At 48.4% G+C, this 12,094-nt stretch carries 12 protein-coding genes; 3 read left to right on the top strand and 9 right to left on the bottom strand.

The window, feature by feature from the left end; all coding sequences use genetic code 11:
* Positions 1-48: 48 nt before the first annotated feature.
* Positions 49-732, top strand: a complete 684-nt coding sequence (locus CLV25_RS10165) for a hypothetical protein (RefSeq protein WP_131839541.1) — start codon at positions 49-51, stop codon at positions 730-732.
* 78 nt (positions 733-810) lie between these two features.
* On the opposite strand, the gene rlmN is transcribed toward CLV25_RS10165, so the two are convergent.
* From rlmN to CLV25_RS10120, 9 genes are all read right to left on the bottom strand, one after another.
* A complete protein-coding gene (rlmN, locus tag CLV25_RS10160; RefSeq protein WP_131839540.1) occupies positions 811-1,866 on the bottom strand; it encodes a 23S rRNA (adenine(2503)-C(2))-methyltransferase RlmN in 1,056 nt (351 codons plus the stop codon).
* Positions 1,866-2,531, bottom strand: a complete 666-nt coding sequence (locus CLV25_RS10155; RefSeq protein ID WP_131839539.1) for a ferredoxin--NADP reductase — start codon at positions 2,529-2,531, stop codon at positions 1,866-1,868. The genes rlmN and CLV25_RS10155 overlap by 1 nt, the downstream gene beginning before the upstream one ends.
* A 211-nt stretch (positions 2,532-2,742) precedes the next feature.
* A complete protein-coding gene (locus tag CLV25_RS10150) occupies positions 2,743-3,201 on the bottom strand; it encodes a VOC family protein (protein WP_243649625.1) in 459 nt (152 codons plus the stop codon).
* 114 nt (positions 3,202-3,315) lie between these two features.
* Complete coding sequence (locus CLV25_RS10145; protein WP_131839538.1) at positions 3,316-5,943, bottom strand: DUF5686 and carboxypeptidase regulatory-like domain-containing protein; 2,628 nt, start codon at positions 5,941-5,943, stop codon at positions 3,316-3,318.
* A 194-nt stretch (positions 5,944-6,137) separates the two neighbouring features.
* Complete coding sequence (gene arsB, locus CLV25_RS10140) at positions 6,138-7,187, bottom strand: ACR3 family arsenite efflux transporter (RefSeq protein WP_131839537.1); 1,050 nt, start codon at positions 7,185-7,187, stop codon at positions 6,138-6,140.
* Positions 7,188-7,204: 17 nt separating this feature from the next.
* A complete protein-coding gene (locus CLV25_RS10135; protein WP_131839536.1) occupies positions 7,205-7,627 on the bottom strand; it encodes an arsenate reductase ArsC in 423 nt (140 codons plus the stop codon).
* Positions 7,628-7,694: 67 nt separating this feature from the next.
* Positions 7,695-8,129, bottom strand: coding sequence for an arsenic resistance N-acetyltransferase ArsN2 (gene arsN2 / locus CLV25_RS10130; protein ID WP_131839535.1), 435 nt, complete (start codon positions 8,127-8,129; stop codon positions 7,695-7,697).
* Positions 8,130-8,188: 59 nt separating this feature from the next.
* Positions 8,189-9,022, bottom strand: coding sequence for an arsenite methyltransferase (locus CLV25_RS10125; RefSeq protein WP_131839534.1), 834 nt, complete (start codon positions 9,020-9,022; stop codon positions 8,189-8,191).
* 82 nt (positions 9,023-9,104) lie between these two features.
* Positions 9,105-9,434 carry an ArsR/SmtB family transcription factor gene (locus CLV25_RS10120; protein ID WP_131839533.1) on the bottom strand — a complete coding sequence of 110 codons (330 nt, stop codon included), beginning with the start codon at positions 9,432-9,434 and terminating at the stop codon, positions 9,105-9,107.
* Positions 9,435-9,687: 253 nt separating this feature from the next.
* Between CLV25_RS10120 and CLV25_RS10115 the strand changes: the two genes are divergently transcribed.
* Together CLV25_RS10115 and CLV25_RS10110 are read left to right on the top strand one after the other, a co-directional pair.
* Entirely contained in the window at positions 9,688-10,401 is a 714-nt protein-coding gene (locus CLV25_RS10115; protein WP_131839532.1) for a DUF4412 domain-containing protein, read from the top strand.
* Positions 10,402-11,191: 790 nt separating this feature from the next.
* Positions 11,192-12,013 carry a DUF6261 family protein gene (locus tag CLV25_RS10110; protein WP_207895632.1) on the top strand — a complete coding sequence of 274 codons (822 nt, stop codon included), beginning with the start codon at positions 11,192-11,194 and terminating at the stop codon, positions 12,011-12,013.
* The last annotated feature ends 81 nt before the right edge of the window (positions 12,014-12,094 follow it).

The following is a 12,094-nucleotide window of genomic DNA, read 5'->3' as shown; positions in this document are numbered from 1 at the left end:
TATATTAGCCTTGTAGTTTTATACTTACAACAACGAAAACCACTACCTATGAAGAGAATCTTAACCATTATCGCTGCTGCTGTTCTGCTACAATCCTGCGAAAAGGATTCGACAACGCAATATTCGGGAACCTACAACTCTAAGGTGCTGGAGGTTTCTCCGGTTAAGCTCTATACCTCTAAGGGCGAGGTGACCGATGCTGCCATTGTGAGCAGCTTCGTTAAGCGATATCAGCGCACCGCTTCACTTTTTTCTTCCGATGGCAACCAAAAAGCAGAGGGTCGGCTCAAGATCGACTTCTTGGCCGGCAACAGTGCGCAGGTTACCGAAGCGCAGGGCTACGAAGCACGAAGCGTTATAGTAAAGGGTAGCGATATTTACCTGCAGGCGTATACACCAAGCGTACGGATGAACACCGAGGAGGAATCGTTCTTTGATAAGCTGGTAGTATATGCTCCGCTTAGCGCAGTAACAACGATGGTGCCTTTTACTACGGGGTTTACTAGCAAAACCGAGTTTAAGCATTGCCTATATGCGAACAAGAGCGGCGATGCAATTCGTTTTCCAATGCTCTCGTATCTTTACGTTAGCGTAGGTGCCAATAAGCTTGTGATAAAGATGAGGGAGATGCAGCAGTTCAATAATCTGCTGGTTAGCGATGCCTCTAAAAAGTTGAATGATGGCGATACGCTGGCCGTTCAACAGTCGTACTTGGTGCTGAATAGGCAGTAGATGAAAGGTGTAATACCAAAATAGAAAAAAGCATCGTAGAATATTTCTGCGATGCTTTTCTTTATGGGGTTGGCTATGCTAAAAGTCGGTTTCTTCTTCCTTCTTATTGAGTTCCTTGGTCGAAAGCAGCCCGCAAGCTGCGTAGATATCCTGTCCGCGCGAAGCACGAACCGTAGTTACCACGCCTTTTGCGTTTAGCGCCTCCTTAAAGCCCTGTACGGTTTGCTCGTCCGATCCTAGTAGTGGAGTGCCGGGGATAGGATGGAAGCGGATAAGGTTGATACGGCATTTTATTCCGTTTAGTAGCCTTACCAGCTCCTTAACATGGGCTGGCGTATCGTTCAGATCCTTAAACATGATGTACTCGAAGCTTACGCGGCGCTGCTTGGTGAAGTCCCACTGTTTTAGCTCCTCTGCTACGTCGCGAATCTTATAAACGTTCTGGATGGGCATTAGCTTACGGCGCTCCTCGTCGAAAGGGGTGTGAAGGCTGATGGCCAAATGGCACTTGCTCTTTTCCAAAAACTCCCTCATGGCCGGAATAACCCCGATGGTGGATACCGTTATTCGGGTTGGACTCCAGCCGTAACCGTAGTCGGAGGTAAGTATGTCGAGGCTGGCAAGCACATTCTTAAGGTTATCCATAGGCTCGCCCATCCCCATGTAAACGAGGTTGGTTAGCTTCTCGAACTCGGGAATTGCTCTTACTTGGTTCAGTATTTCTCCGGCCGACAGGTGCGACTGAAAGCCTTGCTTTGCGGTCATGCAGAAGAGGCAGCCCATCTTGCATCCGCTTTGCGACGATACGCATAGCGTTGCCCTATCCCTATCGGGGATGTAGGCGCTTTCTATAAACTTTCCGCCAACAGTGGGGAATAGGTACTTCTTAGTGCCATCTATTGATGTTTGTACATCGGTATGGGCAATGTATCCAACCTGATATTCTGCCTTAAGCACCTCACGTGCCTTAATCGATAGGTTGGTAAACTGGTCGATGTTGGTTGCGTTCTTCTTGTAGAGCCAGTCGGCAATTTGCTTAGCAGTAAAGCCGGGTAGACCAAGAGAGGTTGCGACCTCCTTGAGTTCTGCGAGCGTTTTACCGTAAAGCCAGGGCTTGTTTATATCCGTAGTCATTAGAAAAAAATCTCCGAAAGAATATTGTCGAAGGGAATGCCTCTTTCGATGAGCAAATCCCTAACCTCGTTAACCATAAGCGGGTTGCCGCAAAGGTAGTATTTTTCGTTTAATGGTAGGGATGAGGTTTCGCGTAGGTAAGCGGTAAGCCTTCCGTTGTAGGTGTTACTGTAGGAGCCTTTCGATGCGCAGCGTATGTACGTTAGCCCCTTTATTGCCTCGAAAAAATGTGCAAAGTAGAACTCGTTGATGGTTCTTGCACCATGGATAAGCGTTTTATTATCCCCTAATCCCGATTGGGCCATCGAAATAAATGGTGCAATGCCGGTTCCGGTGGCAATCCATACTGCTGGTTCGTTACTACCCAAAAAACTGCCGTATGGTGGCGATATAAATACAAAGTCGCCAGCAGCCAGCTTGGCTAGTAGGGGCGTTAGCGTACCTTCGGGTTTTACGTCAAATAGTATGCTTATGCAATCGTTGTTGGTGCCAGAGGCAATGCTGTATAGGCGTGGAGGTATATTGGCATTTAGGGTAAGCGACAGCAGCTGTCCCGCCTCAAAATCGTAGGGGCGTTCGAAGGTTAGGTAGTGAACGTTGTCGGTAATCTCTTCGTTGGCTACTACCTTGCAAGCGGTAGTCCCCACAGGTGTAGATTCTATCATTTTATGTTGTTTGTGGGGCAGTAACGTTTTTGCCTTTAATTTGTTTGAAGCGTTGGGCTTGTTGGTGCAGTAAAAAGCCATCGCTGCACAACTTGAAGTTAGTGCATTGATGGCTACAATTGGTAAGGCATATCACCTGCTTGCCACTATTTTCGTTTTCTGAATATAATAGTACTGACAGGTAGGCCAACTAGTAATAGAACATCCCCTTTTAGTTCTTTGGGTAGTCGTAGCTTATCATCCAGTTAATGCCGAATTTATCAATTAGCATACCGTAGTAGGCATTCCAGAACGTTTTTTGAAGAGGCATATTAATGCGTCCTCCGTTGGAAAGAGCATTGAAAATTTGGGTGGCTTCTTCCTCGCTTTGGGCGCTTATCGATAGCGATATATTATCTCCAAAGCGGGCTTCGGTGTCAAATTCAGTGTCGGTTTCCCAACATGTGTCGCTTCCCATAAGAATGGTTTCGGAGCTTATTGGTAGAGAAATGTGCAGAATTTTATTGGTTTCGCACTTTGGTAGATGACTGTTTGCCGGCATATCCTTGTAGCGCTCAATGTGGGTAAAATCTCCACCAAATACCGACTTGTAAAAGCTGAATGCTTCTTCGCAGTTACCGTTGAAGGTAATGTAAGGGTTGATCTTTGCCATCGTATTCTGCTGTTTCATGTTGAAGTTTATTTTCGTGTTTCTTGTACCCCAAGCCTTGGAGTGTCTACATACTAACAGGATGGCTTAAATCTTTGTTCAATATTTCTGCCGGGTAAATGAGCGTATGCTGGATTACCTTATCTGTATCCCAGAACCCGATGATAGGTTTAGGTAAACGCGTATACCCCATCCGGAGTATTTCCCGTTTTCGAAACTGGCAACTGCAGAAACTCCTCCTACGAAGAAGAGCTTATCGAGCCCGTAGGCTATCTCGGTATAGTTTCTATACCTGCCCGTGGTGTAGTAGCCAACCATGATATTCTCGGTGAATTGGTTTTTTGAAAGGAAGGGGAGGTGTTTAAGGAGGATGCTTTGCGCTTCGTAGCACACGTGGGCTTCTGCATACTCGGTAGGCGTTGCAAAACGGTAGTAGGGGAGTAGGGTAAAGGAGTTTTTGGTCGATTCGAGCTCTATTGTGGAGTATGCTGTGTTCGGGAAGTAGAAGTTGGATAGCTGCATTCCTTTGGCCTTGGCAAATTTGCCTGCTTTAGCCTTGTAGTATACGTGGTTAAACATATCGATTTCCACGGCTTGAGTTGTACCAAGTTCCACGTTCGTAAACGAACTTGTGCTGCCCCAAACGTTAAGCCCTTTTTCTATCTTTAAGTTTACCGTTGGCCAGTACAACGAGGTGTAGCGTTTGTATCCATTCCTATCGAACCTATAGCGTGGCATTGGCGTATAGCTGATGTTGAGCAGCATAGTCGTTTGGTTGTAGTTCGATAGCGGGTAGCTGTCGAGGTATATGTTTTCGGGAGTATTGCTCTCGAAGTTCGAGTTGGAGGTAAATAGCGAATGGTTGATGTTGTTTTGAACTAGCGTGCGATTGTCGAAACGTGCTCCTAAACCTACCGATAGTCCATTGGCGACCTCTAACTGTAGCTTTGCGTTCACCTCCTTAGTGTCCATCACCTTTTTGTAGCTCTTTTTGAAGTATAGGCACGCAAGTGTGTTGAGCATTTGGTTTATGGGTTGCTCTATATTGAAATCGGCCGTTGCTGTTTTGGCCGAAAGCTCAATAAAGCCCATGTGGCGGGGGGCAAAGTCGAATCTTGTTGCCATCTCGCCCATTAGCATCTGCCTAACGGTAGAGTATATTGGCTTCATCGAAATTGTGAACTGTTTGTTGGTATCTATTACTGTTTTAAGCGTGAGCTTATTTGCAATGGTATAGCCATCAACAGGGGTAAAGTAGCTGGCGTTTTTTCCTATAAAACCCGAAGATGCTACGCTAAAGTTTCCTCGAGTGTAGATGGAGCCTCCCAGAATTACCGCTTTTGCTTTCCATCGGGCTTTGCTGGTTGTGGTATCTTTGGGTGCTGCTATTCCTTTGGGAATTCTTGCTGTTATCGAGTCGGTTTCGTGGCTGTACTTCAGCTCTTCGTCCGACAGGGGAATGGGACGAATCCTACTCCAGTAGCTAGTGTCCTGTGTGTTGAAGAGCGAGTCCTTTTCCACTTTAAGGCTTTTCTCCTCCATTGATTTGAGCGGATCTTCGAGTTCCTGCTTTTTTTCAACCAACTTTACAATTTGCCTCGTTTCTTTTGCCGTTAGGTTGTCCTTTGCCGACAGCTCTTCAATCTTCTTTTCTATGGCATGCAGCTTTGTGGGCTTGGCTTTATTTTGCTTAGCTGTGCTTTGTGCTGCTATGGGCTTATCGGATGGCTGTGATGTGCCCTTCTTAACCGCTACGCTGTTGTACTTTACCGAAGAAACCATATTCGACGAAAAGGTTATTCCCATAAGGCTTCCTCCTACCTTTATGCTGATGGAAGTGGGGAGCGGAACGGTTTGTTTCACCATGTCGTAGCTGATGCTGAGGTGAATCTTGATCAAACCGTTTGTGGTTTCCATCTCGGCATTGGTAATCTCGTAGGTGTTGTCCTTGATATAGAGAAAACCTTTGAAGAATACCCCAGAGGAGCGCTTTGGGGCAACACCTATTTTGTAGATGGTGGTACCATCCTGTACGGTGGTGGCCACTAGGTGGAACTTGTAGCACGAAAAGGCTTGTCGGCCCATTGGAGAAGGGGTATCGTAGTACTGATCGTTATAGATGTTACTTCGGTAAATATCTACTCCTGGTATGTCGAAGTTGTCTCCAGGAAAGTTGGTTCGATACGATATCGTTTTTTGGGTGTAGCTGTCGGGCGCTTTGTAGGTAAGCATGTTTACCAACTCCATGGTATAGGTTTTGCCTGAGATGGGCAGCTTGCTATCTTTTGGGGCTATCCACCTAATGTAGCTGGCCATTTTAGAAAAAAGCACATTAGCCTTAAAGTAGACATTGGAGTTGTAGCCGTCGAGCTTGCTCAGGTATAGCTGGCCGTTGGAGATGGCCTTGCGCATTATTCGGTTGGCAGGGTTATTCTTGTTCGATATTACAATCTCCTTAAGGTCGTACGCTGTTGCTTCGAGCACAACGGCAATCTTGGTTTCTCGATTCCCAATATTAATGGTTTGCGTTTGTGGCTTATAGCCAATAGCCCGAAAGTTTACCGTATAGGTTCCTGGGTTAAGGTGAAGCGAAAAGCGTCCACTGCCATCCGATGCTGTTCCGTGCATCTGCTCCTCTACGTAAATGTTGGCGTAGGGTATGGGATCTCCTTGTTTATTGGTGATGCTACCCGATAGCTGACCGTAGGCTCCAACGGTACAAACTGTTTGTAGAAGGATGAAGAGCAGCTTTCTCAGCCTCATTATCTTTAGGGAATCGTTGTGGGTTGCTATTGTTTAGGTATGCAGTACAATTGGCTGCAATATATTTATTTAAACGAAAAGTGCAGCGCATTATTGTTGAAAATATGGGTTGCCTCGGTTTAAATCCTCGGATAAAAGAAAACCACCCATCAATAATGGGTGGTTTGAATGCTGCATTTCCTTGTTTTAGGCTGCTACTTATTTTGCGCAAAATATTTTCGCTTAAAGAACAGCGCTACGTTAACGAGCAGAATTAGCACAGGAACTTCAACCAAAGGCCCGATTACGGTAGCAAAGGCGGCCTGCGAGTTAATTCCGAACACCGCAATGGCTACGGCAATTGCCAACTCAAAATCGTTGCTTCCGGCAGTAAAGGCCAGCGTGGTCGATTTCTCGTATCCCTCGCCAATCCATCGTGCAATAAAGAAGGTGGCAAAGAACATGAGCGCAAAGTAAATGGTGTACGGAATGGCGACTCTAACCACATCAGCAGGTAGCTCAATAATCTTTTCGCCCTTAAGCGAGAACATCACAAAGATGGTAAAGAGCAAGGCTATTGGGGTAAGCCACGATATCTTAGGGATAAACTTTGTGAAGTACCAGCTGCTGCCCTTCAGCTTTCTGAGAATGAGGTTAGAGAGCAAGCCTAAGCCAAACGGTATTCCTAGGTAGATTAGTACAGTTACTGCGATTTCGGATATGGAAACCTCAACAACAGCACCGCTTAACCCAAAAATCGGTGGTAGCAAAGTGATGAAGATGTAGGCGTAAACCGAGTACAGAAAAACCTGAAAAATGGCGTTGAAGGCCACCAGCCCTGCTGCCAGCTCGGTATCGCCTTTGGCGAGGTCGTTCCAAACCAGAACCATGGCTATGCAGCGAGCTAACCCCACAAGAATAACCCCAACCATAAGTCCGGGGTGGTTATGCAGAAAGACGATGGCCAAAAGGAACATCACCAGAGGGCCTACAATCCAGTTTTGCGTGAGCGACAAGCTGAGCAGCTTAAGGTTCTTGAACACCAACGGCATCTTCTCGTACTTGACCTTTGCCAATGGCGGATACATCATCAGAATTAGACCTATGGCAATGGGGATATTCGTCGTTCCTGAGCTCAACGAATTCCAAAAGTTCGAGATACCTGGAGTGTAGTATCCTACTACTACTCCGGCAAACATAACTAGGAATATCCATAGCGTTAGGAAACGGTCGAAGAAGGATAGCTTTTTGATGGTACTTTCCATGTTTGAGATTTTATGTATTAAATGCTCTTTATATTCTCGTTGTAAAATTTCCAGAAGCCTGCTCTAATCTCGTCGCGAACCCGTAGGAATTCGCTCCAGATAAACTCGTCGGTTCCGGTGGCGTGCGATGGGTCGTCGAAGCCGATGTGTAGGCGGTGCTTAACCTTACCGGTAAAGGCAGGGCACGATTCGTTGGCTCCTCCGCATACGGTAATCACGTAGTCCCACTCCTCGTCGAGGTACTTCTCAACCGAATCGGAGGTGTGATGGCTGATGTCGATGCCAGCCTCCTTCATGGCGGCAACGGCCTTTTCGTTAAGCTTCCCCGAAGCCTCGGTTCCGGCCGAGCATACGGTGAGGTTTGGATCGAACGACTGCAAAAAGCCGTGCGCCATTTGGCTGCGGCAGCTGTTGCCGGTGCAAAGAATGAGAACTTTCATATTTCGTGTTTTTAGTATCATGTATCAAGACACACGTATCAAGATGGTCTAGTTTGCTAAGAATTCGCTAAAGTGGTTTGTGCATTACTACAGCAGAACAGGGGCAGATGTCTTTGAACTCGCGGGTCTGCCTTATTTCTTCCGAAACCATATCCCTACTGATTTGTTGAAATCCGAACTTCTCAAAGTACTTCTCTGTCGTTGTTGTTAGCAGGTACAGCTCGGTTACCTGCTCGGATGCACAGTAATCGAGCAGGTGGTTTACCAGCTTCTCTCCTATTCCTAGTCCCTTAAGCCCATCTTTTACGGCTAACGACCTTATAAGCCCTGCGCCATCGTACTTCTCTAGGCCAATTGTTCCTACCTGCTCGTTGCTTTGCCTAGCCTCGAATAGCAAAACGGCATCATCGGAGATATCGGCCGTTGGCAGGTTATTGGCTGCAAGTAGGCTCTTAACCTCCTCTATACTTTCTGGTCTTACGGGATCAATACTGATATTCATGGTATAATTAGTTTGTTGTAGCGTAGAGACAAGGTATGCCTTGTCTCTACGCTACACTACTAGTTCTTCTCAGCGTAAACGGTAATGCTGTATATACCCGTCCCGCTCTTCTTGAAATTGTCGATTTCTTCGCTGGAGAGGTAGCTTGCAAGAATATCGTCGGGAACAACGATTTGCTTCTGCTTTTGAATGGTTATGCTCTTAAAGCCTACCCTCTCGATTATTCCAAGGTATTCATCCTTTTGAATGGCTCCCGAAACGCATCCGGCGTACATCTCGGCGGCATTCTGAATCGACCTTGGAAGATCGCCAACCAGCACCACATCCGAGATGCTGAAATGGCCGCCAGGCTTTAGCACGCGGTAGATTTCGCTAATTGCCTTTTCCTTGTTGGGCACCAGGTTGAGCACGCAGTTGCTCACCACAACATCGGCTGTGCTGTCGTCAACCGGCATGTGCTCGATGTCGCCAAGGCGGAACTCCACGTTGCCGAAGCCCAGCTTTGCGGCATTGGCGCGCGCCTTATCAACCATGGCAGGGGTAAAGTCGATGCCGATTACTTTACCGGTTTGGCCTGTTTCGTGACGGGCAACAAAGCAGTCGTTTCCGGCACCCGCGCCAAGGTCGATAACCGTATCTCCCTTCCTGATCTTGGCAAACTGGGTGGGCAATCCGCAGCCTAGGCTAAGGTCGGCATCGGGGTTGTAGCCTTCGAGGGTCGAGTAGTCGTCGTTCATGATGTTGTACGCCTCGCTGCTACAGCAACCCGAGCCGCAGCACGATGCCGCATTATCCTCCTTGCCTTGTAGCACAATCTGGCTGTACTTGCTCCTTACGAGCTCTTTTACCTCGTCGGCCGACAGCTGCTTTTGGTCTAGCAATCTTTTTTCCATTTTTTGAAGTATTTGGGTTTGGTTGATTTGTGTCCTTCAACTTTCTTTATCGTAAAATCACGATGAATTTGTCTAAAAATTTTTACTGGCAGCTGTTGATGCCGGTATACTCGCCAAGCAGGCTGCCGAAGCACCTACGGGCGTTGTTCCACTCCTCCTCGTTGATGCAGTAGCACACCTTTACGCCATCGATATCGCCCTTAACCAGCCCGGCATCCTTAAGCTCCTTGAGGTGCTGCGATACGGTGCTCTGCGAAAGGGGAATTTCTTCGACGATATCGCCGCAGATGCACGTCTGCTTCCTATAGAGCAGCCTCAGGATGGCAACACGCGCCGGATGCGAAAGCGCCTTGGCGTACCTGGCAACCTGCTGCTCCTCGTCGGAGTATAAATCGTACTTTGATGTTCCCATTGTAGCTATATTTATCGCAATATTACGATTAATTTCCAATTTGCGCGCATCTCTTCCCAATTTTTTATGCTGTAGCAGGCCTTGAGGGAGTCGGGTTTACTAGACCTGACAGGTTTTCAAAACCGGTCAGGTCTCTTGCTACCCTTCATCAAAAATCGAAATTCCGCTTCTTCACCTTTTTTTAGCCAATATTTGGTACAGAAAATGGACGATGATTGTTGTTTAAGTAATTATTTCCTTACACAAACGCGCTATGAAGAAGATCTTTTTACTCCTCGTGCTAGCTGCGTTGGCCGCCGTTGGCCTACGCGCGCAGGAGACTTTTAACGGGCATATGGTGCTTAACATTAGCGGCACCGACCTTAAGGAATCGATGGATGTTACCTACTACTTCCTAAACGGCGAGGTGCTGATGAAGCCCCAAATCCGCGATAAGGAAAAGGGTAAGGATGCCGAGCTTGGAATCCTCTTTAAGCCTCAACAGCAGGTATTCTTTATCCTGATGGGCGGCAAGGACGGCAAGATGGCCATGCGCAAAACCTACGACAACATCAACGAAATGCTCGACACCACCAAGATCGAGCGGCCCAAGATCACCCAAACCAACGAGACCAAGACCATCAACGGCTACCTCTGCCGTAAGGTGATCGCCGAAACCTCCACCGCCATCATGGACATGTGGGTTACCAACGACCTGAAGTTCAGCCTCGGCAAGCTGATGGCCTACTCCAACATGAACATGGGCAAAGGCCGCAAGCAGGCCGCCTCGGGCAACGGGTGGGGCAACGTTAAGGGCGCTTCGCTCGAAACGGTGGTAACCAGCAAGGAAAACGGCAGCGTATCCACCATTCTGGTTAAGGAGATCAGCACCGACAAGCCCAGCGCCTCGCTCTTCGACATGACGGAGTACCAGGTTATGGAGATGCCGTCGCTGAAGGACATGATGCCCTTCGGAAAGAAGAGGTAGCTGCTCCGTATATAGCCACAGTCACTTAAACGTCAATTCTACGTAAGGGCTTGATGTTATAGACAAAGGATGTACAGGGCATATTCCCCTCCTTCCCAAGGAGGGGTGCCCGAAGGGCGGGGTGGTTTAAATCGGAATAGTTAGGTACTACCCACCATCACCAACCACCCCCGGCTGCGCCGACCCCTCCTTAAAAAGGAGGGGAATCGTGCTAATTTTAACCTTACGTTAACCTATTAAGGTTTCATTTCAAGCATTTATGCTTACGTCACCATAGTTTCTCAATATCCCCAGCCCCCGGATGCTGCTGCCGCTTGTCGGCAGCATCCGGGGGCTTTCCGTGTGGGCTGCAGCAGCCGCCATTTTGGGTGTGCCGCGCCCTTTTTTGCCAACCCCATCCAGAAAAACCACTACCCGATCCGTTGAAATAGAAAATTCGTTAAATTTGGGATGCTGGTCTTTGAAAAAGTCCCCACATCCGGTAGTCGGAAAAGGTAGCAGGAGGCAAAAATGCTTTCCGAGCATGCTCGGAAATGTATTTTACGCTTTGGAATCATTTCCGAGCGCACTCGGAAAGTACTTTTTAGTTCAAGAAATACTTCTGAGCATGCTCGGAAATGCGATTTAGGCTGCAGAGATATTTCCGAGCATGCTCGGAAACAATTTTGAAGCCGAGGAATGATTTCCGAGTATACTCGGAAACGAATTTCGAGGCGTTTACCCATTTCCGAGGAGCAAGGTTTTGGAGCTTGGTGTCGTCCTACCCAAACCTCCGACGCGAAAGGGGCCTTTGACAAGGCATAGGGTACAAATGTGCCTGAGCGGTAAAGGTACCGCCATCGATCAGCATCAACCTACAAAAGGAGTTGGCATGAAGCTTACAGTTGCACTCGCCCGCACAAAGCTCGACGACGAGATCGGGTACGGATATGCGCTAATTTCGGCCGCCGAGAGCTTGGCCCTACCCGAGCTGTTGACCTCGAAGCCCTATCTTCGGCTTACGGAGGCCCACGAGAAGCTGTCGGACGGAAGGTACAAGCCTCGGAAGAACGCTTACACCGAGGAGCTGCGCGATATTGATAGGCGGCGCGACCGCTCGTACCGCTCGCTGGTGCTGGCCATTCAGAGCGCCGCCTGCTCGGGCTTTGCCGACGAGGAGGAGGCCGCCAAGCCGCTGGTGGCGCTGATAGAGCACTACGGCAGCAGCTTCACCCGAGGTTCGACAGGGGGCGAGTCGGCTTACCTTAACAAGCTGCTTGTGGACCTGAAGTCGCCCAGCTGCGCGGCGGCCATCAGCCAGCTGGGGTTGGAGAAAAAAGTGGCGCAGATCGAGGAGCTGGAGTCGGAGTTTGCGCGCTGCCAGCGCCTAAGCGACGGTGATAGAGGGGCTAAAATGCATATCCTTTCGGCATCAACGGTTAGGCACGACTTCGAGGAGGCAGTGCGGGTGTTCATGGTCTACCTTCAGGCCAAGCTGATGGAGGAGGACGACGAGCGGTGGAGCAAGTTCTGCGGCAGGGTGTCCACGCTGAACAAGGAGCTGGCAACGCGCGAGGCGCTGCGCGCTGCCGCACGGAAAAGGAAAAAGAAGAATGAAGATATCCAGCCGTGAGGTTGTGCCATATGTGAATATTTAGGTTTAGCCCCCAGCAATGGGGGCTTTTTTGTATCATCTCTAGTATAACAAAATGGA

The organism is Acetobacteroides hydrogenigenes (assembly GCF_004340205.1).
In the GTDB taxonomy this organism is placed as follows: Bacteria; Bacteroidota; Bacteroidia; order Bacteroidales; family ZOR0009; genus Acetobacteroides; species Acetobacteroides hydrogenigenes.
The sequence above is the reverse complement of the archived record's forward strand: the minus strand, read 5'-3'. Positions and strand labels throughout refer to the sequence as shown.